This window comes from Devosia ginsengisoli, from assembly GCF_007859655.1.
In the GTDB taxonomy this organism is placed as follows: Bacteria; Pseudomonadota; Alphaproteobacteria; order Rhizobiales; family Devosiaceae; genus Devosia; species Devosia ginsengisoli.
The window spans coordinates 3,007,256-3,030,917 of sequence record NZ_CP042304.1; the positions used below are offsets into that span (position 1 = coordinate 3,007,256).

23 protein-coding genes are annotated in these 23,662 nt (G+C 63.7%); 13 read left to right on the forward strand and 10 right to left on the reverse strand.

Going from position 1 to position 23,662, the window contains the following annotated elements; all coding sequences use genetic code 11:
• Position 1 precedes the first annotated feature (1 nt).
• From FPZ08_RS14610 to FPZ08_RS14625, 4 genes are read left to right on the forward strand one after another with little or no spacing between them, the layout of a single operon-like run.
• A complete protein-coding gene (locus tag FPZ08_RS14610) occupies positions 2–634 on the forward strand; it encodes a carboxymuconolactone decarboxylase family protein (RefSeq protein ID WP_146290682.1) in 633 nt (210 codons plus the stop codon).
• Complete coding sequence (locus FPZ08_RS14615; RefSeq protein WP_146290683.1) at positions 631–1,500, forward strand: fumarate hydratase; 870 nt, start codon at positions 631–633, stop codon at positions 1,498–1,500. Before FPZ08_RS14610 ends, FPZ08_RS14615 begins: the two co-directional genes overlap by 4 nt.
• Positions 1,501–1,504: 4 nt before the next feature.
• Positions 1,505–2,119 carry a fumarate hydratase C-terminal domain-containing protein gene (locus tag FPZ08_RS14620; protein ID WP_146290684.1) on the forward strand — a complete coding sequence of 205 codons (615 nt, stop codon included), beginning with the start codon at positions 1,505–1,507 and terminating at the stop codon, positions 2,117–2,119.
• A gap of 14 nt (positions 2,120–2,133) precedes the next feature.
• Positions 2,134–3,393, forward strand: a complete 1,260-nt coding sequence (locus FPZ08_RS14625; RefSeq protein WP_146290685.1) for a 3-isopropylmalate dehydratase large subunit — start codon at positions 2,134–2,136, stop codon at positions 3,391–3,393.
• Here FPZ08_RS14625 and FPZ08_RS14630 read toward each other — a convergent pair.
• Positions 3,390–4,118: a GntR family transcriptional regulator gene (locus FPZ08_RS14630; RefSeq protein WP_146290686.1), complete on the reverse strand. Its 729-nt coding sequence runs from the start codon at positions 4,116–4,118 to the stop codon at positions 3,390–3,392. The two genes, FPZ08_RS14625 and FPZ08_RS14630, sit on opposite strands and share 4 nt — an antisense overlap.
• A gap of 45 nt (positions 4,119–4,163) precedes the next feature.
• Positions 4,164–4,925 (reverse strand): enoyl-CoA hydratase/isomerase family protein, encoded by a 762-nt coding sequence (locus FPZ08_RS14635; RefSeq protein ID WP_146290687.1) that lies wholly within the window; start codon positions 4,923–4,925, stop codon positions 4,164–4,166.
• A 134-nt stretch (positions 4,926–5,059) separates the two neighbouring features.
• Between FPZ08_RS14635 and FPZ08_RS14640 the strand changes: the two genes are divergently transcribed.
• From FPZ08_RS14640 to FPZ08_RS14670, 7 genes are all read left to right on the forward strand, one after another.
• Positions 5,060–7,129, forward strand: coding sequence for a 3-hydroxyacyl-CoA dehydrogenase NAD-binding domain-containing protein (locus tag FPZ08_RS14640; RefSeq protein ID WP_146290688.1), 2,070 nt, complete (start codon positions 5,060–5,062; stop codon positions 7,127–7,129).
• Between the two features lie 75 nt (positions 7,130–7,204).
• Positions 7,205–8,179: a Bug family tripartite tricarboxylate transporter substrate binding protein gene (locus tag FPZ08_RS14645; RefSeq protein WP_186767018.1), complete on the forward strand. Its 975-nt coding sequence runs from the start codon at positions 7,205–7,207 to the stop codon at positions 8,177–8,179.
• Positions 8,180–8,231: 52 nt separating this feature from the next.
• Positions 8,232–8,744, forward strand: coding sequence for a LeuD/DmdB family oxidoreductase small subunit (locus tag FPZ08_RS14650; RefSeq protein ID WP_146290690.1), 513 nt, complete (start codon positions 8,232–8,234; stop codon positions 8,742–8,744).
• The gene (locus tag FPZ08_RS14655; protein WP_146290691.1) at positions 8,741–9,196 is read left to right on the forward strand and encodes a tripartite tricarboxylate transporter TctB family protein; all 456 of its coding nucleotides are present in this window, start codon (positions 8,741–8,743) and stop codon (positions 9,194–9,196) included. Before FPZ08_RS14650 ends, FPZ08_RS14655 begins: the two co-directional genes overlap by 4 nt.
• Positions 9,197–9,199: 3 nt before the next feature.
• A complete protein-coding gene (locus FPZ08_RS14660; protein ID WP_146290692.1) occupies positions 9,200–10,726 on the forward strand; it encodes a tripartite tricarboxylate transporter permease in 1,527 nt (508 codons plus the stop codon).
• On the forward strand, positions 10,716–11,621 hold the full coding sequence (locus FPZ08_RS14665; protein ID WP_246132669.1) for a 2-hydroxyacid dehydrogenase: 906 nt from the start codon (positions 10,716–10,718) through the stop codon (positions 11,619–11,621). Before FPZ08_RS14660 ends, FPZ08_RS14665 begins: the two co-directional genes overlap by 11 nt.
• 22 nt (positions 11,622–11,643) lie before the next feature.
• Positions 11,644–12,258: a flavin reductase family protein gene (locus FPZ08_RS14670; RefSeq protein ID WP_146290694.1), complete on the forward strand. Its 615-nt coding sequence runs from the start codon at positions 11,644–11,646 to the stop codon at positions 12,256–12,258.
• Positions 12,259–12,266: 8 nt separating this feature from the next.
• On the opposite strand, the gene FPZ08_RS14675 is transcribed toward FPZ08_RS14670, so the two are convergent.
• The 7 genes from FPZ08_RS14675 to FPZ08_RS14705 form a co-directional block, all read right to left on the reverse strand.
• Positions 12,267–13,250, reverse strand: a complete 984-nt coding sequence (locus FPZ08_RS14675; protein WP_146290695.1) for a LysR family transcriptional regulator — start codon at positions 13,248–13,250, stop codon at positions 12,267–12,269.
• Between the two features lie 52 nt (positions 13,251–13,302).
• The gene (locus FPZ08_RS14680) at positions 13,303–14,976 is read right to left on the reverse strand and encodes a dipeptide ABC transporter ATP-binding protein (protein ID WP_146290696.1); all 1,674 of its coding nucleotides are present in this window, start codon (positions 14,974–14,976) and stop codon (positions 13,303–13,305) included.
• Between the two features lie 2 nt (positions 14,977–14,978).
• The gene (locus FPZ08_RS14685; RefSeq protein WP_246132670.1) at positions 14,979–15,869 is read right to left on the reverse strand and encodes an ABC transporter permease; all 891 of its coding nucleotides are present in this window, start codon (positions 15,867–15,869) and stop codon (positions 14,979–14,981) included.
• Positions 15,870–15,877: 8 nt separating this feature from the next.
• Positions 15,878–16,843 carry an ABC transporter permease gene (locus FPZ08_RS14690; RefSeq protein WP_146290698.1) on the reverse strand — a complete coding sequence of 322 codons (966 nt, stop codon included), beginning with the start codon at positions 16,841–16,843 and terminating at the stop codon, positions 15,878–15,880.
• Positions 16,844–16,939: 96 nt separating this feature from the next.
• Entirely contained in the window at positions 16,940–18,217 is a 1,278-nt protein-coding gene (locus FPZ08_RS14695) for an ABC transporter substrate-binding protein (RefSeq protein WP_246132671.1), read from the reverse strand.
• Positions 18,138–18,539, reverse strand: coding sequence for a hypothetical protein (locus FPZ08_RS14700; RefSeq protein ID WP_146290700.1), 402 nt, complete (start codon positions 18,537–18,539; stop codon positions 18,138–18,140). The genes FPZ08_RS14695 and FPZ08_RS14700 overlap by 80 nt, the downstream gene beginning before the upstream one ends.
• A complete protein-coding gene (locus FPZ08_RS14705) occupies positions 18,532–19,467 on the reverse strand; it encodes an N-formylglutamate amidohydrolase (RefSeq protein ID WP_146290701.1) in 936 nt (311 codons plus the stop codon). The genes FPZ08_RS14700 and FPZ08_RS14705 overlap by 8 nt, the downstream gene beginning before the upstream one ends.
• 227 nt (positions 19,468–19,694) lie before the next feature.
• Here FPZ08_RS14705 and FPZ08_RS14710 point away from each other — a divergent pair, with 227 nt between their 5' ends.
• Together FPZ08_RS14710 and FPZ08_RS14715 are read left to right on the forward strand one after the other, a co-directional pair.
• The gene (locus tag FPZ08_RS14710) at positions 19,695–20,390 is read left to right on the forward strand and encodes a gamma-glutamyl-gamma-aminobutyrate hydrolase family protein (protein WP_146290702.1); all 696 of its coding nucleotides are present in this window, start codon (positions 19,695–19,697) and stop codon (positions 20,388–20,390) included.
• A 169-nt stretch (positions 20,391–20,559) separates the two neighbouring features.
• Positions 20,560–22,830, forward strand: a complete 2,271-nt coding sequence (locus FPZ08_RS14715) for an NADP-dependent malic enzyme (protein ID WP_146290703.1) — start codon at positions 20,560–20,562, stop codon at positions 22,828–22,830.
• Between the two features lie 46 nt (positions 22,831–22,876).
• Here FPZ08_RS14715 and FPZ08_RS14720 read toward each other — a convergent pair whose 3' ends face one another.
• The gene (locus FPZ08_RS14720; protein ID WP_146290704.1) at positions 22,877–23,623 is read right to left on the reverse strand and encodes an SDR family NAD(P)-dependent oxidoreductase; all 747 of its coding nucleotides are present in this window, start codon (positions 23,621–23,623) and stop codon (positions 22,877–22,879) included.
• Positions 23,624–23,662: the final 39 nt, after the last annotated feature.

Consider the following 23,662-nt stretch of genomic DNA (forward strand, 5'->3'; position numbering starts at 1 on the left):
CATGAGCATGCATGATTACGGCTTCCCCGTTTCCCCAGAGGCCCGCATCGACCTGCCGCAGCCGGAAGACATGACCGCCGAGCAGCGGGCGGTGCATGACGCCGTGGTCAGCGGTCCACGCGGCCGCATGGTCGGCCCGCTGCGCGCGGTCATCCACAGCCCCGAACTGGCCGACAAATGGCAGCAGCTCGGCGCACTGATCCGCTATCGCACCGTGCTGCCCGAAGCGCTCAAGGAACTAGCCATCGTGGTCTGCGGTCGTCGCTGGAACAGCGATGTGGAATGGGCGGTGCATAGCCGCATAGCCAAGGCGGCCGGGATTTCCGCCACCGTGCTCGACCAGATCGAGAATGCCAAGGCGGTGCAATTTTCCAGCCAGCCGGAACACGAAATCTACGAATTCACCCGCTTCCTGCTGCAGCATGGGCAGGTACCCGACGCCATCTATGCCGCGGTGCGGCAGCGCTGGGGCGATCGCGGCGTGGTGGAGCTGACCGGCATTGTCGGCTATTACACCATGGTGGCGATGATGGTGAACACGCATCTGATCCCGGTGCCCGAGGGCGAGGGATCCGGCATCCGCCCGCTGGGCGCGGCGCTGACCGAATTGCCCGCCAGCGAGGTTCGGGCATGACCATTCGCGACGAGCATATTTTCGAGGCCACCAAGGATCTCTATTCCTGGGCTTTGCGCCGGGTGCCCGACGACACCAAGGCAGCACTGAGCCGCGCGCGGGAAACCGAGACCAACGAAACGGCGCGCAAGACGCTCAACATGATGCTGCATAGCGCCATGGCGGCCGAAAGCGCCGATCGCTATGTCTGCTCCGATGCCGGGGTGCCGGTTTATGTCGTACGCATCGGCACCAAGGCCGACTGGAACGCCAATATCAAATCGGCCATCCGGGCCGGTTTTGAGCATCTGGTCGAAACCATCGACCCGCCGCTGCTCAAGCATGTGACCAACCCGCTCACGCTGGAGCGGGGCTATCACGGCAAGGACATGCCGATCATCACCTATGACCTGATCGAGGATGCCGACTATATCGAGATCGTCTGCTCGCCCAAGGCGCTCGGTTCGGGCCGCTGGGCGGCCATGGAGCTGTTTACCTTCCCGACGCTCGAAACCATCGAGACCTATATTCTCGACGTCGCCATCAAGGCGGGATCGCAGCATTGCCCGCCCACCGTCATGGGCGTGGGTATCGGCGGCACCTTCGACTATTGCGCCAAGATGGCCAAGGAAGGCACCCTGCGCGAGATCGGCCAACCGCATCCCGAGCCGATGGTCGCCGCCATGGAAAAGCGCCTCTATGACGCGGTGAACCAGCTCGGCTATGGCCCGATGGGCACTGGCGGCGACACCACGGTATTGGGCGTCCATATCAACTATGCCGCCGGGCATGGCTTTACCCCCGTCGCGGTCGAATTCAACTGCTGGATCAACCGCCGGTCGATCGCGCGCATCCATAGCGATGGGCGTATCGAACGGGTGGAGTAGAGCCATGCGCAACATCACCCTGCCCGCCACCCGCGCCGACGTGGCCGACCTCAAGCTGGGCGACATGGTGACCCTGTCCGGGCCCATCGTGGTGACGGCGGGCATTCCGACGCATCACCGCATCATTGACTGTATCGAGAACGGAAAGCCGACGCCGATCGAACTGGAGGAAAGCGCCTTCTTCCATCTCGGCAGCTATAGCCGGGAAACCGAGAACGGCTTCGAAATCCTCTATATGAACCCCACCACGAGCACGCGCTTCAACGACCTGATGCCGCGCATCATCCGCCATTTCGGCTTGCGCTGCATCGGCGGCAAGGGCGGGCTCGATGCCGAATGCGCCAGGGCGCTGGGCGAGGTCGGGGGCGTTTACCTGTCCTTCCTCGGTGGCGGCGCGCCGATCATTTCCTCCGCCATACGGCGCATAAGGCAGGTGGCCTGGGACGACCTGATCTCCCATTACCGGCTGGTCGAGCTGGAGGTGGAAGCGCTGGGTCCGCTGACCGTGGCGATCGATGCGCAGGGCCGCAGCCTCTATCAGGACATTGACGAAACCGCCGCCGCCAAGCGGGCCGGCATTCTTGAACAACTCGCCCGCCAACGGGCAGCGACACAATAGGCCGGAGACCCATCATGCTGACAATGGCCGAAAAGATCGTGGCGCGCGCCGCGGGACGCGAAACCGTGCTGCCCGGCGAATATGTCACCGTTTCTCCCACCTATACTGTGTGCCAGGAAATCTCCTGGGGGCCGCGCAAGCGCATCATGCAGCAGGCCGGCTGCACCACGCTCAAGCGACCGGAAAAGGTGGTCATGGTCGTCGACCACACCACCTCGGCCAGCATGGGCACGCCCTATTATCAGGCGCATCGGGAAATGCAGGATTTCGCTCGCGAAACCGGCGCCCGCTTCTATGGCCCCGGTTCGGGCCTGCGCCATCTGGTGATGACCGAGAATGGCTTTGCCAAGCCAGGCGACCTGATCTTTTCCGACGAGCCCAATATCGCCACGGTCGGCGTGGTGGGGGCGCTCAACATCGCCATGTCGTCCGAAGTCGTGGTGTCCCAACTCACCGATGAGAACTGGATGATGGTGCCGCGCTCGGTGCGCTTCAACCTGCATGGCAAGCTTCCGGCCGGGGTGATGACCCGCGACCTGGTGCAGGTGATCATCCGCGATTTCGCCCAGACCGACCTGCTGAGCCAGGCCTGTATCGAATATGCCGGCCCGGCCATTGCCGGGCTGAGCCTCGATGAACGCCAGTCGCTGCTTGCCTGCTCCTACCATGCCGGGGCCGATAGCGCCCTGATGCCGGTGGATGAGCTGGCGCTGGCCTATGCGCGGGAGCGCGGGGGAGCGGATATCGAGCCTATCTCCAGCGACGTCGGCGCGCATTACGACTACGAGCACGATTATGACCTGTCGGCGATCGAACCGATGATTTCCCCGCCGCCCGAACTGCACAATGCGGTCGCGGCGGCCAGCCTTGCCGGGCTGAAGATCGATCAGGCGGCGCTGGGCTCCTGCGCCAATTCACGGCTGGACGACATGCGGGCGGCCGCCGAAATCCTCAGGGGCCGTACCATCGCGCCGCATGTCACCTTCTACATCACGCCGGGCAGCCGCGAGGTCTATGCTAGCGCGGCGCGGGAAGGCCTGCTGGAAATCTTCATGCAGGCCGGCGCCACGGTGCTGGCACCCGGCTGCACCACCTGCTGGGGCTATGAGGGTTTCCTCAACCCCGGCGAGGTGCAGCTTTCGACGCATCAGATGAACTATCACGGCCGCAATGGCAGCCGCGAGGCGCGCTCCTACCTGTCCAGCCCCTATGTGGTCGCCGCAGCGGCAGTGGCCGGCCAGGTCGTCGACCCGCGGACCCTGCTGGCAAGTTAGCGCAGCTTGATGTCGAAACGCACCAGGTGGCCCTGATAAGTGCCCTTGGCGATCAGCACGGCAATGCCGTCGGCATCCACCACGCGCCGATAGACATTGGCTACCGGTGCATTCAGCTGCATGTCCAGCGCCGCCGCCGTCTCGACATCGGCGGACCCCACGATCAGGGTCTGCTGGGCATCCTGGATGGCGAGGCCCGGAATGTCGTGCACCAGCCGCAACGCCGTCTTGGAGGCAATGTCCTCGGCGGTCAGGAACTTGCGCAGCCGCTCGTCGATATAGACCTCGGTCAACAGGAACGCCGTGTCGTTGCGCCAGTGCCGGCGCCGCAGGCGACGGTAGAGCGGGGCCAGTTCCCCGATCAGATAGGGCACGTCGGACAGCACGATATCGGCTTCGTCATCCAGCACTTCGATACGCGCATCGGCCGTAGGCTGCAGCAGGCCCGACCAGTCCGTACCCACGGAGCACCACAGTTCCGGCTGCGAATTGCCGCGCACGAATGTGCCCTTGGCGCGGAAACGCTCGATCAGCCCGTCGCGCCCCAATTGGTCCAGCGCCTGCCGGATCGTGGCGCGCGCCACACCATATTCGCTCGCCAGATCCTCGACCGTGGGGATTTGCTGATCGACTTTCCACTGCCCCGAATTGATCTTCTCGCGAAACAGCGACGCCAGCTGGAGATAGCGGGAAACGCTGCTTCGATTTAGGTCAATGCCGGCCATATTGGTCTCACTGTTCCAGATATCCGCCAGCGCGGCGGCCTATATTCATCGTCCGACAAAGATCGGAGCCCGTTTTTCGACCACTGCGCGTGCCGCCTCTCTGGCGTCCTCGGTCGTCATTAAACGAGTACTATAAGTCTGCTCAAGCGCATATCCATCATCCACCGCCATGAACTCGGCAGCGTTCATGGATTCCTTGCCCAGCCGCAGTCCCAGCGGCGCCTTGTCGGCGATGATCGCAGCCATTTCCTCGGCCGCGCCGAGCAGCGCATCGCCGGGATGAATGGCATTGACGAAGCCGAAGCGATACGCCTCGTCGGCCGAGATCGGTTTGCCGGTAAACACCATCTGGCGCAGGATGGCCTGCGGCAGATGCCGGCCCATATGGGCGGTGCCGCCACAACGCCCGACATTGACTTCGGGCAGGCCGAAAGTGGCATTGGGCGCAGCCAGCCGGATATCGCAGACCGAGGCCAGCACGCACCCCGCACCCAGAGCCGGGCCGTTCACGGCAGCGATGACGGGGACCTTGGCGTGGCGAACCGCAGCGAAAGTGCGCCGCACGATCTCGGCGCGATACGGGTCTTCCTCGACCGTTGCGGTGATGAATTCCTTGAGGTCCAGCCCGGCACAGAAGGCCCGCGACCCGGTAGCGGTGAGGATGATGCAGCTGACGGCGCTATCGGCGGAGAGGGTGTCGAACAGGTCGGCAATCTCGCCATAGAGCGCCAGCGTCAAGGCATTGGCGGGCGGGCGATCGATCTTGACCGTCGCGACCTTGCCTTCTCTTTCCACCACCAGGGACATGCAAAAACTCCAGTTCAACTACCAAAAGGTCATAAAACCAGTTAAAGAGATTTAATGCGGTTGACAAGCGATCCCATCTGGAGCTTTTTCACATAAAGCTCATTGACCTGCATTTTTGGCTGAACGAGGAAACGATGTCCAGCATCCCCGCTCCTGGCACCGTCAAGACCGAAATCCTGACGACCAGCCCGGTTGCTGTTGTCACGATCGACTTCCCACCGCTCAATGTGGGCTCCCATGCCATGCGGTCGGCTCTGCTGGCGGCGCTGGACGCCCTGGCGGAGCGAACTGATCTCAGCGGAATTGTGCTGGTTGGCGGCGGCGCAAATTTCGTTGCCGGTTCGGATATTCGCGAATTCGATGCCCCGCCCCTGGCTCCGCATCTGCCCGAAATCATCGAGCGGCTGGAAAGCCTGCCCATGCCGGTTGTCGCCGCCATCAAGGGCGCGGCCTTGGGCGGCGGGTGCGAACTGGCTTTGGGCTGCGACTGGCGGGTAGCATCGCCCGATGCGGTCATGGGCCTGCCCGAAGTCACGCTCGGCCTGATCCCCGGCGCCGGTGGAACGGTGCGGCTCCCGCGCCTCGTCGGGGCGGAACTGGCACTCGACATGGTGGCGACGGGGCAGCGCCTCACCGCCGGACGGGCGCTCGAAACGGGCCTGGTAGATCAGGTGGCCGATGGCGACGTCATCGCCGCCTGCCTCGCCTGGCTCGAGACGCATAAGCAGAAGCGCCGTTGCCTCGACCTGCCGGTGCCCGCCTACGGCCAGCAGAACCTGGCCGCCGCCGGAAGGGCGCTTGTGGCCAAGGCCCGTGGCGCCGACGCAGTGCCCGTGGCCATAGAAGCCGTGCAGCGCGGGCTGACCCTGCCTCCGGCCGATGCGCTGGCGCTGGAACGCGCCTATTCCCTGCGCCTGCGGGTCTCGCCGCAATCCAGGGCCCTGCGCTATCTGTTTCAGTCCGAGCGGCGCGCCGGGCGGCTGCCGGCGCGTGTCACGGGCCGCCCCATTCACCGGGTTGGCGTAATCGGCGCGGGGCGAATGGGCAGCGACATCGCCTTTGCGCTGGCGCGCGGCGGGCTGTCGGTGCTCGTAGTCGAGGCCAATGCCGACGTGCTGGCCCAGTCCATGGGGCGCATCACCCAGTCGGCCGAACGACTGGTCAAACGCGGCGAATTGCCTGCAGTGGTCGACCTCCTCGATCGCATCCACTCCGTTACGCTGGAGCAATTGGGCGATTGCGAGCTGGTGGTGGAAGCCATTCCCGAGGATATGGCGGCCAAGTCGGCCTTGTTCGCGCAGTTGCAGACCATTGTGGGCCCGGAAGCGATCCTGGCCACCAACACCTCCTATCTCGATATCGACGCCATGGCCGAAGTGGTGAGCCGCAAGGACCGGGTGGTTGGCCTCCATTTCTTCAATCCCGCTTCCATCCTGAAACTGGTCGAAGTGGTGCAGGCCGAGCAGACCGGGCAGGATGTGCTGGCCAGCGCGCTGCAGCTCGCCCGCCGCATCGGCAAGCTGCCGATCCTGACCCGGGTCGGCGAAGGCTTTGTCGGCAACCGGATTTTCGCCGCCTATCGCCGCCAATGCGAATACCTGCTCGAAGAAGGGTGCCTGCCCGAAGAGATCGACCGCGCCATGCGCGAATTCGGCATGGCCATGGGGCCGTTCGAAGTGTTCGACCTGGCCGGCCTCGACATCGCCTGGGCCATGCGCAAGCGCCTCGCCGCCACCCGCAAGGCCGAGGAGCGCTATGTCACCATTCCCGATACGCTGTGCGAACTGGGTCGCTTCGGCAGAAAGACCGACAGGGGATGGTATGACTATGAGGCGGGCAAGCCGGTTCCGAGCGCAGAGGTTACCCAGCTGATCGAGGACGCATCCCGCGCCAGGGATATTGCCCGAAAGGTTTTCACCGACGGCAAGATCGTTTCGCTGCTGCTCACTGCCATGGTCAACGAGGCGGGATGGGTGGTGGCCGAAGGGGTTTCCGCCCAGCCCGAAGATATCGACGTGGCCTTCTGCAACGGCTTCGGCTTCCCCCGGCATCTGGCCGGGCCGCTCTATTGGGCGGCGCTGCAATCCCCGGAAATCCTGCATGCCGAGCTGACGCAGGTGCGCGCCATGAGTGGTCGCCCAACCGCACCGGGCCTCGACGCCATGCTGCGGCGGATCGCCGATCAGGATCGTCGATCCGCTTGAAAAGTCATTTAACTGGTTTATAGTGCCTTCATGCCGGCGCAAACAAACGGCAACGTTCCTAAGGGAGGAAAATTCGTGAAAAAGCTTTTGAGCATTGGGCTCGCAACGCTGCTCGCTTCGGCGGGTGTAACGGCGGTCCAGGCGCAGGATTATCCGACGCGCCCGATCGCCCTGATCAACCCCTATGCCGCCGGTGGCTCCGCCGATCTCATCGCGCGCACGATCGCCGAATATATGGGCCGCACGCTCGGCCAGCCCGTGGTGGTGGAAAACCGCACCGGCGCCGCAACCGCCATCGCCGCGACCTATGTCGCCCATGCCGCGCCCGACGGCTACACCATCCTGCTGGCCGGATCGCCCACCCATGTCATCACCCCCGCCCTGAACCCGGCAGCCGGCTATAACGGGATCGACGATTTCGCCTTTGTCGCGGCCGTCGCCAGCGTTCCCAACGTGCTGGTCGTGTCCAAGGAATCGGGCATCACCTCGATCGACGAACTGGCCGAGAAGGCGCTTTCGGCGCCCGACACCGTCTCCTATGCCTCGGTCGGCAGCGGCAGCCTGCCCCACCTCACCGCGCTCATGTTCTCGCAGCGTATCGGCGCGCAGATGCTGCACATCCCCTATGCCGGCGTGGCACCGGCCACGGTCGATATCCTGGCCGGCAATGTCGATACGGGCTTCCTCAATGCGCCGCCGCTGATCGCCCATATCCAGAGCGGGGACATGATCCCGCTGGCCGTGGCCGCCACCAAGCGGGCCAGCCTGCTGCCCGACGTGCAGACCATGGGCGAACTGGGCTATGGCGACTATGAAATGGGCACCTGGTACGGCGTTTCGGCGCCGGCCGGCACGCCCGCCGACGTGATCGCCAAGCTGGATGCCGCAATCGCCGAAGCCCTGGACAACCCCGAAGTGCAGGAGCGCCTGCAGCAGTCAGGCGTCGATATCTTCTACAAGTCCACGCCCGAGTTCATTGACTTCATCAAGGCCGACGCCGAAACCGTTCTCGGCCTGATCGAGACCTCCGGCGTCGAAGGCGCACAGTAACTGGATCAGGGGGAGCGCCGATGGCGCTCTCCCACCTTCGGGGAGACGGCAGATGATACAAGGGCGCGCCTGGACCTTTGGCGACAATATCAGCGCCGATGACGGCATTATCCAATATTCCCAGGTGCCCGACCTGGGCAGCTTCGATATCCCCGCCCTCAAGGCGATGTGCTTCCTGACGCTGAACCCCGAATTCCCCAGCCAGGTGCGCGATGGCGACATCATCGTGGCCGGCAAGAATTTCGGCCATCACAGCCATCCCCATGCCTGCGTGGCGATGAAGGAATCCGGCATCAAGGCCGTGCTGGTCGAAAGCACCGACTCCGCCTTTATCCGCAAGGCCCTCAATGTCGGGCTGCCCATCATTTCCTGCCGCGGCATCAGCACCATGGTAGCCCATCATCAAACCGTCGCGGTCGATGTCGCCGAGGGTTTCGTACGCAATGTCGATAGCGGCGCCAGCCTGCAGTTCAGGCCGTTTGCCCCGCAGATGATTGAAGTCTGGCAGGCCGGTGGGCTTGCCCCTGCCCTCAAGGCCCGCCTCGTTTCGGAGAACAGTAATTGAGCACGCAATCTCGCCGAAGCCTCAACCCGTGGGAACTGGGCGCCGCGGCCATCTTTTTCGCACTCGGCGCCTTCATGGCCTTCGAGGGCTATGGCTATGGCATCGGCACCATTACCCGTATCGGCCCCGGCTTCTTTCCGGTCAGCATCGGCATCCTGCTGATGCTCCTCTCGGTCGCCGTGGGCTTTGAGGCCCGCTACAGCCTCGCCAAGAAGCCCGATATTCCCCGTCGCATCAGCGCCGTCATCGTCGTCGGCCTTGTGGCTTTCGCCGCCTTGGTGACCACGGCGGGCCTGATCCCGGCGACGTTCGCGCTGGTCTTCATCAGCCGCTTTGCCGAACCCGGAACCAATATCCGGAACTCGCTCATCCTGGCCGCCGGCGTCGCCTTCTTTGCCTGGCTGGTCTTCATTCTCGGCTTCAATCTTCCGCTCAAGCCCTTCTGGTGGTGACAAATGGATCTGTTCACAAATATCGCACTGGGCTTTGAACGGGCGCTTTCGCTCGACGCCCTGCTGTTCTGCTTCTTCGGCGTCACTATCGGCACCTTTGTCGGCGTGCTGCCGGGCGTGGGCGCCATGGCTGCCGTGGCGCTGTGCCTGCCCATCACCTTCTACATGGACCCCACCGTCGCCCTGATCATGCTCGCCGGCATTTTCTACGGCGCGCAATATGGCAGCTCGACCGCCTCCATCCTGCTCAACGTGCCGGGCACCGTCACATCAGCCGTGACGTGCCTCGACGGTTATCCGATGGCCCAGCAGGGCAAGGCCGGCGTCGCCCTGTTCATGGTGACCATCACCTCGTTCATCGGCGGCTCGATCGCCATCGTGCTGATGATGCTGTTCACGCCGGCCGTCGCGGCCTTCGCGCTGAAATTCTCCTCCGCCGAATATTTCATGATCATGGCACTCGGCCTGATCACGGCAGCAACCATCGCACCCGGCTCGCCGCTCAAGAGCCTGATCATGGTCGTGGTCGGGCTTGCCCTGGGCACGGTCGGCACCGACAGCGCCTCGGGCGCGATGCGCTTCACCTTCGGCATTCTCGAACTCAGCGACGGGGTGAGCCTGGTCGCCATCGCCATGGGCCTGTTCGGCGTCGCCGAAATCATCTCCAGCATTGGCCGCGATTCCGGCAAGCCCATCGACGCCAAGCAGGTCACCTTCAAGTCCATGCTGCCCAGCAAGGCGGAGCTGAAGGCTTCCGTCATGCCGACTTTGCGTGGCACCGGCATCGGCGCGCTGATCGGCGCCCTGCCCGGCGCCGGCGCAACCGTGGCCACCTTCATGGCCTATGCCGCCGAAAAGAAGGTTGCCAAGGACCCGTCCCGCTTCGGCAAGGGCGCCATCGAAGGCGTCGTGGCCCCCGAGGCCGCCAACAATTCGGCCGTGCAGGCCGCCTTCATGCCCACGCTCAGCCTGGGCATTCCCGGCGACGCGCTGATGGCCTTCCTGCTGGGCGCCATGATGATCCATGGCATCGTGCCGGGTCCGCGCTTCCTCGTCGACCAGCCGGTCATGTTCTGGGGCCTGGTGGCCAGCTTCTGGATCGGCAACGTCTTCCTGCTGATCCTCAATATCCCGCTGATCGGCGTCTGGGTGCGCATCCTGACCATCCCCTACAAAGTGCTCTACCCCACCATGCTGTTCTTCATCTGCATCGGTGTCTTCGCCATCAATTTCCAGGTGTTCGACGTCATCGCCGTGCTGTTCTTCGGCTTCATGGGTTTCATCATGATCAAGTTCGGCTATCCGCCGGCCCCGATCTTGCTCGGCTTCGTGCTGGGCCCGATGATGGAAGAGCATTTCGGCCGTGCGCTGCTGATGTCGCGCGGATCGTTCTCCATCTTCTGGGAACGCCCGATAAGCGCCGTGCTGCTGGTCATCACCATCGTGATGCTCGTCCTGTCGGCCAAGAGCGTCATCCAGCATGTGCGTTCGGGCACCCGCAAGGTCGAGGAGGCCAGCCTTGAGCTCTAGCCGGGACCTCCTCGTCGTCGCGCCCATCCCGCCCGAACTCGAGCGTCGGCTCGCCGCCGACTTCACGCTGCTCAAGCGCAAGCCGGAGCAGGCCGAACGCCTGCCGCACGCCGTGCTGGTCACGACAAGCATGGTCGGCGCCGATGCCGCAATGATGGACGCCCTGCCCGATCTGCGGCTGATCGCCTGCAATGGCACCGGGCTGGACATGATCGACCTGGCGGCGGCCGAGGCGCGTGGCATCACGGTGCAGAACACGCCTGACGTGGTGACCGAGGACACGGCCGATTTCGCCATCGGCCTCACCTATGCCGCGCTGCGGCGCATCCCCGAGGCCGACCGCTTCGTGCGCGCCGGACGCTGGCGCAGCGAGCGCATGACACCCGCCAGGCGTGTGTTTTCCCGCCGGCTCGGTATTGTCGGGCTGGGCAAGATCGGCAAGGCCGTGGCGCGCCGCGCCGCCGGCCTGGGCATGAGCGTCGCCTATACGGCGCGTTCCCCCAAGCCGGACCTGCCCTATGATTTCCACCCCAGCGCCGAGGCCTTGGCCGGAGCGGTGGATATTCTCGTGCTCTGCTGTTCGGGCGGGCCGGAAACGGCCGGGCTGGTCAACGGCGCCGTGCTCGATGCGCTGGGGCCGCAGGGCTTTCTCATCAATGTGTCGCGCGGCTCCGTCGTCGATGAGGCGGCGCTGCTCGATGCCCTTGCCACCGGCCGCATTGCCGGCGCGGGGCTCGATGTCTTCAACAACGAACCTGGTATCGACGAGCGCTTCTTCACCCTGGAGAACGTGGTTCTCCAGCCCCATTACGCAACTGTCACCGCGGAATCACGCGAAGCGATGGCCGATATCCTGCATAGCGCGATCGCCCATCAATTCGCTGCCCTCCGCTGACGCGATCGGATTCGGTGTTCCTATGTTTTATCGGCCGGAAGATGGTCATGGCCTGCCCCATGATCCATTCACCTCCCTCGTCTCGCCGCGCCCCATCGGCTGGATTTCGACCATTGATGCAGAAGGCGGCGTCAACCTGGCGCCCTATAGCTTCTTCAACGCCATATGCGGCAAGCCGCCCATGGTCGGCTTTTCCAGCGAGGGCATGAAGCATACCGCTGCAAACATCGTGCAAACGGGAGAATTCGTGGTCAACATGGCCTCGGGCGCGCTGGCCCAGGCGATGAACCTGACCTCGGCCCGCGTTCCGTTCGGCGTGGACGAGTTCGAACTGGCGGGGCTCGAAAAGGCGCCGAGCCAGACCGTGCGCGCGCCCCGTGTCGCACGGGCGCCCGCCGCTCTCGAATGCAGGCTGGTCAGCATCACCCCTGTCGTTACGCTCGACGGCACGCAAACCGGCAACAGCCACATCATCGGCCAGGTGACCGGCATCTACATATCGCCGGACTGTCTCAAGGATGGCCTGTTCGACGTGATCACGGCAGGCCCGATCGCCCGGCTGGGCTATCGCGACTATACCCAGGTGGTCAGCACTTTCTCGATGATCCGCCCGCAAGACGACCTGCCGCATCCCTGATGGAAGGGCTATGCCGGCCCCTGCAGCCATTCCAGCTCGGCGAGGGCATCTGATATGACCGAGGCGAAGCAGGTCTGCATCAGCAACTGCGTCTCGGTTCCGGACAGCACTTCGGGAAAAGACAGATAGAATTTTGTCCTGGCGTCGATGCCCTCGACGGGACGCCAGACCATGTTGCTATTGGCCTGGCAGATGATCGAGGCCATCAGCGCATTGTTGAACGACAGCGCATTGAGGACTTCGGTCATGCGGATAGAAAAATTCGCGAATGGCGATTGCAGCGCCGTGCGGCAGTTCAGCCTGTGGCGGCGGAACAGATCGCGATAATACTGGAAATAGGGGTCGCGACGCGATGGCCAGATGACATCGTGGCCATTGATCTGGCTCAACGGGATCCGCTCGAACTGCGCCAGGGGATGGTCGGCGCGCATGATGCAGACCTGCGGCACTTCGCATTGCAGCAGGTTGACGATATTGGCGTGCTCCAGCGGCCGCGTGTGAAACGCGAAATCGACATGGCCCTCGGCCACGGCATTGGTCATCCCGTCGATGGCATTCGAACTCACCGCGAAGCTTCCGGTGGGGTGATGCCTGTGCAATTCGCCCAGCAGCAGCGGCAGGATTTCGGTCAGGAATGACATCGTCGCCGAAATGCGGATCTGCGACAGCAATTTGTCGGTCCGCGGCTTGAGGTGCATTTCGATGCGGTCGATCAGCGCCAGCAGGTCGCGCGCATCGTCATGCAGTGCCTCGGCCCGCTGGGTCGGGAAAATGGCGCCATTGCGCCGGACGAACAGGGCGACCCCGACCGATTTTTCCAGATTGCTGATAAGCTGGCTCACCGCCGGTTGCGACATGTTGAGCTGGCGGGCGGCGGCAGAAATCGAGCCGGTCATGACGACAGCCGAAAAGGCCTCGATATATTTGAGCCGGCGGATATTGCGCGGTGGAGCCTGGGTCATCACCTGCCCTGCGCCGGCGAGGCCGGCCATGTTGCGGTCCTCCGTGCTCACGGGGCGAACCGAGGCGATCTGCCGCCTGAAGTCACGAGGGTTCGGCGCTGCGCAGAACGCGCGGCATGGCGGCGAGCAATTGGCGCGTATAGGGCTCGCCGGGTTCGGTCAAGACCTGTTCGGCCGATCCGCGCTCGACGATCTGCCCGGCTTTCATGACGATCAGGCGGTCGCACATCTGCCGGACCACGGCCAGATCGTGGCTGACAAAGACCAGCGTCAGCCCCAGGCTCTCCTGCAACTCCTTGAGGAGATTGAGCACTTCGGCCTGCACCGTCACATCCAGCGCCGATGTCGGCTCGTCGCAGAAGATCAGCTCGGGGCGATAGGCCAGCGCCCGGGCTATGCCGATGCGCTGCCGTTCGCCGCCGGAAAAGGCATGGGGCATCTTGCCCGCAGCAGCGCGGGGCAGGCCCACCACTTCGAGCAGGTCCTCGGCCAGCACCCTGGCCGCCCCGCGATCCACCAGGCGCTGGGCGAGAAGTCCGTAGATGATGTTGGTCCCCGCATCCATGCGCGGATTGAGCGACGAATAGGGGTCCTGGAAAATGCATTGCAGGCGCTGCGACAGGCCCTTGCGGTCGCCGGACGCGATGGTGCGGCCGGCCAGCGCTATCGTGGCGCCGGCATCGGGCTCGACCAGGCCCAGGATCGCCCGCCCAATCGTGGATTTGCCTGAGCCGGATTCCCCGACAATGCCGAACGTCTCGCCGGCGATGACCTCGAAACTCACCCGGTCCAGCGCCTTGAAGCCCTCGCCGCGCCTGTCGCCCTTGAAGGTCTTGGAGAGGTCGTGGACCGAGAGCAGGACCGGCTGGCCCGGATTGGCGGCAATGCCCGATTTGAGAAAGTCGATGCCCCGGCAGCGGCCCGGCGTGTCCTCGAAGGCATCGAGCACGTCGAAGCGTGGGCGCTTTTCATCGACGCTGGGGATCGCCGCCATCAGGTCCCGCGTATAGCGCTCGCGCGGCGCGCCGATGATCTCCGCGGTCAGCCCATGCTCCACCAGCTTGCCGCGCGACAGCACATAGACCTCGTCGCACATCTGGGACACCACGCCCATGTCGTGGGTGATGAGGATGATGGCAATCTGCTCCTGCAGCGCCAGGCGCTTCAGCGTGCCCAGCACCGCCTGCTGCACGGTAACATCGAGCGCCGTGGTCGGCTCATCGGCGATGATGAGGTCCGGCTGGGCCGCGATGGCGATGGCAAAGACGATGCGCTGGCACAGGCCACCCGAGAGCTGGTGCGGATATTTCGACAACCGCTGTTCGGGATGGCTGACTTCGGCGCTGGTCAACAGGGCAATGGCATGGTCGCGGGCCGCCTGGCCCCGCTTGTCCGTATTGGCCTCGATCGCCTCGATCAGTTGTTCGCCCACTGACAGTACCGGGTTCAGGGCGGTCATCGGATTCTGGTAGATATAACCCACGCGCTTGCCGCGAATGGCGGCGAACTGCCGCTCGGAAAACCGGGCCAGGTTTTCGCCGTCGAGCAGGATTTCTCCTCCCGAAATGTGGGCATTTTCGCCCAGCAGGCCCAGGACGGCCTTGCCGATCGTCGATTTTCCGGCGCCGCTCTGCCCCACGATACCGACGATCTGGCCGCGCTCGAGCGACAGCGAGAAATCCGTGATTGCATCGAGTTCGCGGCCATTGGCCAGCGCGTAGGCAATCGAGAGATTGTTGATTGAAAGCAGCGACATGCCTACCCCTTTGCCTGCAGATAGGGATTAGCGTGATCGCGCAGGCGGTCGGCGACGACATTGATGGACAGCACCATCAGCACCAGCACGAGGCCGGGGACCACGCTGATCCACCAGCGGCCGGACAGCAGGTAGTCATTGCCATTCGAGATCAAGAGGCCCAGCGAGGGCTCGGTGATCGGAACGCCGACGCCGAGAAAGGACAATGTCGCCTCGGCAACGATGGCGCCCGATATGGCCATCGGCAGGATGACCAGCACCGGCGAGATGGCGTTGGGCAGCAGGAAGCGAAACATGATGCGCAGGTCGCCGATGCCGCCGATACGGGCCGCGGCGATATAGTCCTTCTTCATCTCGGAAAGGCCCACCGCCCGCACCAGGCGGGCATTCTGCGCCCAGATGCCGATGGCCAGGGCGAAGATGACCTTGTCGACCCCCGAACCGAACACGGCCAGCAGCATGAGGGCCAGCAGCACGCCGGGAAAACTGACCGTCAGGTCGACGGCGCGCATGATAATGCCGTCCACCCAACCGCCGCGCATGGTTGCGACCAGGCCCAGCACCACCCCGACGATCATGCCGATGCTGACGGAGAGGATTGCCACCAGTAGCGAGGTGCGCATGCCATACATCACGGCCGAAAGAATATCGCGACCCACCGCATCGGTACCCAAGAGGCTAATGCTGCCATCCATCATTTCGCCCATGGGCGGCAGCAGGCCATTCATGATGTCGAGTTCGTTCTGGTTGAACGGATTCTGCGGCGCCAGCACCGGCGCGAAAAGGGCGATGAAGACGCAGATGACCACGCCGACCAGCCCGGCAGTGGCCGCCGGATAGCCACGGAAAATGGCCCGGAACGGCTCGAGGCGGCGCAGGCCGGGTTCGGACATGGACGCGCTCATGCGTAACGGATCCGCGGATCGAGAATGGCGTAGATGATGTCGGCAACCAGATTGATGAGCACGAACATCAGGGTGATCAGGATCATGTAGGCGACGACCACCGGCCGGTCGGAGCGATAGATGGCGTCAAGCAGCAGCTTGCCGATGCCCGGCCAGGAAAACACCGTTTCGGTCACCGTCGAAAAGGCGATGAGCGTGCCCAGTTCGAGCGCGGTGATCGTGACGATGGGAATGAGGATGTTGCGCAGCAGGTGCCGCCCGATAAGGCGCGGCGGGGCGATGCCCTTGGCCCGGGCGAACATCATATAGTCCTGATACATGACTTCCTGGGTGCCCGAACGGGCCAGCCGGGTCTGCATGCAGATCAGCGCGACGCCCAGATTGGCCGCCGGCAGCAGCATGTAGCGCAACCCTTCCGGATTGAGCAGGGAGAGCTGCATGCCGAGGAATTCGGTGGTCGGCCCGCGCCCGGTTGCGGGCAGCACCCGCAACCAGACCGCAAAGATCAGGATGAACAGCAAGGCCTGCCAGAAATTGGGAATGGAATAGCCGATCGTGGTGATCATGCTGATCAGCTTGGTCGCCGGCTTCTTGCGGTTGAGGCCGGAATAGATGCCCATCGGGATGCCGAAGGCCAGGCCCAGCACCATGGCCAGGAACACCACTTCCAGTGTCGCTGGCAGCCGCTCGAAGATCAGTTCGAGCACCGGGCGTCCATAGACGAAGGACGTGCCGAAATCCCCGCGCAGGATATTGCCGAGAAAAGTGAGGTATTGCACCGGCAGCGGCCGGTCGAGACCGAGGGCGGCGGCGAGCGCCAGCCGGTCGGCTTCGGTCGCATCCTCGCCGGCCATGACCGCGACCGGATCGCTGATGACATACATGCCGGCAAACACCAGCACCGACATGATCAGCAGCAGGATGGCGCTCTGGCCCAGCCGGCGCAGCACGAAACTCAGCATGGATTGGACAGTCCAGTCATCGGCGCAGTTGCCCTTATGGCCAGAAACGAAATTGCCCGCGGCCGGTGCCGGCCGCGGGCCTTTGCTTGTCGTGTTTTACTTCGAACGGGCCATGGTGGCGACCGTACGCCCTTCGGCGCCGCCGACCAGTTCGATATCGGCCCGATGGGCCCACAGCTCGTGGTTGTAGAAGAGCGGGATGCCCGGCATGTCGGCAACGGCCGTCTTCATCGCCTCGGCAACCAGTTCCTGGGAACGGGCCGGATCGACTTCGACAGCCCAGGCCTGCATGGCCTCTTCGAATGCGGGGCTGTTATAGTTGGAGAAGTTGGCCGCACCCAGGCCGAGATCGTCATTGCGCTGGGCAAAGGCGCCGGAGATGAGCTGAGCAGCGCCTTGCGGGTGGCCCCAGCCATACATGAAGACGCCCATTTCGCCGCCGGTGCGCCGGGTCTGGAACACGGACCAGGGCTCGGTGCGCAGGGTGACGTCGACACCCAGCCGCGTCCAGTATTGCGTGATGGCCTGGGCGACGAGCGGACCATTGGTATAGCGGTCGGCGGGCACGTTCAGTTCGAGCGCAAAACCATCGGCATAGCCGGCTTCGGCCAGCAGCGCCTTTGCCTGGTCGAGATCGGTCACCAGGTCGGGCATTACCGGGGCGCCCGGCATGTAGCTGGGCGCGAACTGATTGGCCGGCGTGGCATTGCCGGCGAACAGGCGTTCGGTGATGGCATTGCGATCGATGGCCATGGAAAGCGCCTGGCGGACGCGAACATCGGCCAGCGGATTGGAACCGTCGGCGGCGCTTACGCCGGCTGCGCCATCGGCGCTGGTATCGAGAACGAGGAAGATCGTCTGCAGGCCCGGCACCGTGCTGTAGTCGAAATTGTCGTCCCGCTCGATGAGCTGGAGATCCTCGGCACTGGGACGTTCGACAATGTCATAGTCACCGGCGAGCAGGCCGGCGATACGGGCGCCATTATTGGGCACAGAACGGATTTCGACCCGATCCCATTCGGGCAATTCGCCCCAGTAGTTCTCGTTGCGAACGAGGTTCGCATCGCCCGTCGACTGGAAGCTTTCGTAGATATAGGGGCCGGTGCCGATGGCGGCCGAACCGGCATCGAAGTCGGCCTGGCTCGGATAGGCGTCGACAATGCCGCAATCGCCATCCTGATCAAAGGTGATATCGTCTTCGACACCGGCGGCTTCTGCCGACAGGATTTTGAGGAATTTGAGCTTCTGGGTGATGATCGGATAGGGTGCGGTGGTCTCGAAGCGCACCGTGTGATCATCCACCGCAACGACATTGGTGACGGGCCCAAGCGCCGAGGTCACGACATTGGCGCGGCCATCGACGCGATACATCATGCGGCACATGCTGTAGACCACGTCGCGCGCCACGAAGGGCGCGCCATTGGAAAAAACTTACCCCCTCGCGCAGGTTGAAGACGATCGAGGTCGGGCTATCCCACGCCCACTCGGTCGCCAGCAGCGGCGCATCGTCGAGCCCCACCAGCATCTCGAAGACATGCTCGGCGAGCGAGCCGGTCTGCGTGTCGCTATAGGGATAGGGATCGGCGCTGACCGGGGCGGTGCCATAGGCCATGCGAAGGGTTTCGGCCGAAGCCGGGCTGACGACGAAGGCGCTGCAAGACGCCAGCAGAAGCGCTGTAACGAATGATCTACCCATTTGAGTTTTCCATTTCCTGATGTTCCCGGTCCTGGGTGGTCTTGTGGCCACCTTGCTGAATTTCGATGAACTGTTTGAACTCCGTCAGGATGTCCGCGCAGTCCTGTTTGACCGCTTCAAAACGGTCATTCTTGAGGCGCGTTTCCTCATCCATGTAGAGGTCGCGCCGCAATTCGATCTGGATCAGATGCTGGTTGATTTCCGGCCAGCCATAGCGAAGCGTGATCTCCCCGCCCGCGAAGCGCCGATTGAGGCCGACGTCGTAGCCACGCCGTTCGAAGCATTCCAGAAGCTTTTGCGCCAAAGCCGGATCGCAGGATTCGCCGTGGCGGGTGCCGATATCGACTTCGGGGCGGGCCCGACCGCCCTGCGCCTTGGTGTCGAACTGCATCATCGAGTGGCAATCGATGACCACGCTGGAGCCGAAGCGGCGGCGCAGCGCTTCGACCATCGTCGTCAGCGCCTGGTGATAGACCACATGACACGTCGCCAGCCGCCGCTTGGCCTCGGCGTGGCTGAGCTTGCGGTCATAGATGGCGGTTTCCTTGGCCTTGGACCAGAACAGCGTCGTGCCATTGAGCAGGGCGGTGGGCTGGAGCCGACCATACCAGCGCTCCGGCTCTTCCAGCATGGTCTGGTCGATATCGTGCTGATGGCGGTTCACATCGATATAGGCGCGCGGGAAATTCGCCCGGATGGAACTCAGCCCCAGCACGTCGCCATGCGCGAACAGCTCGTCGACATATCGGTCCGAAGGGTAGTCGATGACATTGAAGGCCAGGCCCGGCGCATAGCCGAAATCGTCGGGATAGCGCGTCCCGCTATGCGGGAAGGACAGCAGCAGCGGCACCGTGCTGTCTGCGTTCCAGTTTACCGTCACATTCTGGTCCGTGGTCGCCGCATCGACCACATCAGCCTCTGGATTCAACGCCGTCCACTCCGCGCTCTACGCCGCCACTGCCGCGATTTTCCGGCACGCTAGCGACTTCACCCAGGGCGCAAAAGAATATTGACGGACCCACTGCCCCCATAAGGCTAGCCTATGGCTTGCCCCATAACCGAAGCCGATGGCTGGTTCGGCTTGGGCAATAGCGTGGACCGCGCCGGCAAGAGATTCTAGAGAAGGGCCTCAGCCCGCACTTTCGGATTTCAGGCATGTCTTTGCACCCGTTCATCGTCGTTTCGGTCGGTTCGGCCACCGATCCCCTGCCCTATGTCCAGGCGGTTGAGCGCGCTGGTGGCGAAGCGCTGGTCATGGTGCCCGACGGGTCCGCACCGGTACTGCCCGAGCAGGCGAAGGGCATCTTGTTCTGTGGCGGCGCAGCGGTGCATCCGTCGCGCTTCGGGCAGGCGCTCGACCCCAATATCAGGAAGGCGGTCGACGAGCCGCGCGATGCGATGGAATGGGCCCTGATGGATCAGGCGCTCGAACGTGACCTGCCCATCCTCGGGATTTGCCGCGGCTTTCAGATGATCAATGTCTATCTGGGCGGCACACTGACCCAGAACCTGGCCGCCGAGGACTGGAACGACGATCACCGCCCCGACCTGCCGCGCCATGGCCTGGCCCACAGCGTCCAGGCTCGGGGTGGCGTATTGGGTGACATATTCGGCAGCGCGCCCTTTGCGGTGAACTCCATCCACCGGCAGGGCATCAAGTCGCTGGCCGAAGGCCTTGCGGCAACGGTTCATACCCTCGACGGCCTGATCGAGGGATATGAAGCCCAAGACCGCCACATCCTTGCCGTCCAATGGCATCCCGAAGAGCTGGTGGACCAGCCGGCTCAGGCCCGGCTTTTCGCAACGCTGATGGCCCGGGCCCGCGGCCTGGAGCAGGCAACCGCAAGCTGATCCCGGCGCCGACCAATCCTATCGTCCAATGGCGTTCGAATACGCCCAAAGTATAGCTTCACCACCGCTTCGGCACCCGTCTTCGGGGGCTTGAGCCTGCCGCAGCGCTGCTCCACAAAGGATGCAGGCTCAAGAAAAGCAAACTGGTGAATAGCTGGAGGGACGAGACATGACCGAGGACAAGGCAGCAAGCCTGCGCGAGGCAGCTTTGCATTTTCACGAATTTCCCAAGCCCGGGAAACTCGAAATCGTGGCGACCAAGCCGCTGGCCAATACCCGCGACCTGTCCCTGGCCTATTCACCCGGCGTCGCCATTCCCTGCGAGGAAATCGCCGCAGATCCGCAGGCGGCCTATAAATATACCTCCAAGGGCAATCTGGTGGCGGTGATCTCCAACGGCACCGCCGTGCTCGGCCTGGGCAATATCGGCGCGCTAGCATCCAAGCCCGTCATGGAAGGCAAGGCGGTGCTGTTCAAGAAATTCGCCGGCATCGACTCCATCGATATCGAGGTGAACGAGCAGGATCCCAAGCGCTTCATCGAGATCGTTGCGCCGCTCGAGCCTAGCTTCGGCGGCATCAATCTCGAGGACATCAAGGCGCCGGAATGCTTCGAGATCGAGGAGGCCCTGCGCGAGCGCATGAACATCCCCGTCTTCCATGACGACCAGCACGGTACCGCCATCATCGTGGCCGCCGCCGTGCTCAACGCCATGAAGCTGGTGGGCAAGGACATCGCCAAGGCCAAGATCGTCACCTCGGGAGCCGGCGCGGCCGCCATTGCCTGCATGAACATGCTGATCGCGGTGGGGGCGAAGCGCGAGAATATCTGGATCGCCGATTCCAAGGGGCTAGTGACCAAAAAGCGCGACAACAGCGTTGACCGCTGGCGCGGCGCCTTCGCGCAGGACAGTGACAAGACCGAGCTGAGCGAGGTGATGGAAGGCGCCGATATCTATGTCGGGCTCTCCAAGGCCGGTGCGCTCAAGCCCGAGATGATGAAGGACATGGCGGCAAATCCGCTGATCCTCGCGCTCTCCAACCCCATTCCCGAAATCATGCCCGAACTGGCGCGCGAGGCGCGGCCCGATGCGATGATCTGCACTGGACGCTCGGACTATCCCAACCAGGTCAATAACGTCCTCTGCTTCCCCTTCCTGTTCCGCGGCGCGCTCGATTGCGGCGCGACCGTGATCAACGAGGAGATGAAGGCCGCCGCCGCCCACGCCATCGCCAGGCTGGCGCATGAGCCGGGCCTCGAAGCCAGCGCGCATGGCGTGCCGGCCATTTTCGGGCCGGATTATCTCATTCCCAACCCGTTCGACCAGCGGCTGATCCTGCGCATCGCCCCGGCCGTGGCCAAGGCGGCGATGGAATCGGGCGTTGCCAAGCGGCCCATCACCGACTTCGCCGCCTATCGCGATACGCTCAACCGCTTCGTGTTCCGCTCGGGCCTGGTGATGAAGCCGATGATCGAGCGGGCGCAGGGGCAGAACAAGCGCATCGTGTTTGCCGATGGCGAGGACGAGCGCGTATTGCGCGCCACTCAGGTGATGCTGGAGGACAATATCGGCCGCTCCATCCTCATTGGCCGGCCCTCGGTCATCGAGCAGCGCATCGCCCGTTTCGGGCTGACCCTCAAGGCCGGGCGGGACTTCGATGTGGTCAATCCCGAAGACGATCCGCGCTATCGCGACTATGTCGCCGATTTCCATGAACTGGTCGGCCGCAAGGGCGTGACGCCGGACACGGCCCGCACCATCGTGCGCACCAATACCACGGTCATCGGGGCGCTGGCCGTGCGGCGCGGCGAGGCCGATGCGCTGATCTGCGGCTTGCAGGGGCGCTTCATCAAGCATGCCCGCGACATCCAGTCGGTAATCGGGCTTGCCCCCGAAGCCCGCCAGCTTTCGGCGCTCTCCATGCTGGTGATGAATCGCGGCGTGTTCTTCCTCGCCGATACCTATGTCAATATCGACCCGACGGCCGAGGAAATCGTCGCCATCACGCTGCAGGCGCACAACCACCTCAAGCGCTTCAATATCGAGGCCAGAGCGGCCTTGCTGAGCTATTCGAATTTCGGCTCGCGCGACGGTACGACCAGCGAAAAAATGCGCGTCGTCTACGAGACACTCAAGCAGGTGGCACCCGACCTCGTCGTCGATGGCGAAATGCAGGGCGACCTGGCGATCAACGAAAGCCTGCGCGAGCGCTATGTGCCCAACTCGGTGCTGAAGGGCGAAGCCAACCTGCTGATCTTCCCCAATCTGGAAGCGGCGAACCTGTCGGTGACCCTGCTCAAGGAGCTCAACAACGCCCTGCCCGTGGGGCCGATCCTGATGGGCACGCGCCAGCCGGCGCATATCCTGGCGCCGTCGGTCACCTCGCGCGGCATCATCAACATGGCCACCATCGCCGCCAATGAGGCCATTGGCGGATGACCATTACGAACGGGCCGGCGTTGGCGCCGGCCCCCGCCGGACATGGTCAGTAGGTGCACCGGCCACCCGACAGGTCGAAGACCGAGGCGGTGGTGAAGCTGTTCTCCTTGGACACCAGCCAGGCGACCATGGCCGCGGCCTCTTCGACATCGAGAAAGCGGCCGCGCGGAATGCGGACCAGCATGTAATTGATGAATTCCTCGGTGAGGGTGTCGAGGATACGGGTCTTGGCGGTGGCAGGCGTGATGGCATTGACCGCGATGTCGTATTTCGCCAGTTCCTTGCCGAGGGACTTGGTGAGGCCGATGACGCCGGCCTTGGCCGCGGAATAGGCGGAGAGGTTCGGATTGCCCTCCTTGCCGGCCACGGAGGCGATGTTGACGATACGCCCGTAATTGCGGGCCTTCATGGACGGCACCACCACCTTGTTGACGTAGAATGTGCCATTGAGATTGATCTCGATGACCCGGCGCCATTCGTCCGGATCATACTGGTCGAGGCTGGTATTGCTGCCGGCAATGCCGGCTGAATTCACCAGGATCGAGACCGGGCCCAGTTCCGCCTCGACTTCCGCATGCACCCTGCTCAAGCCATTGAGGTCGGTAATATCCACCACCTTGCTGGAAGCACCCTGCCCGAGCGCGGCGACAGCCTGTTCCAGCACGGCACCATCGCGATCCCAGAGGCTGACTTTGGCCCCGGACTGCAGGATGCGATGAGCCATGGCGAAGCCCAGTCCCTGGGCGCCGCCGGTGATGACGGCGGTCTGGTCTTGCAGGTCAATCTTGTTCATGTTGTTTTCCAATAATGCGGACGGGCACGCAGGCCCGTT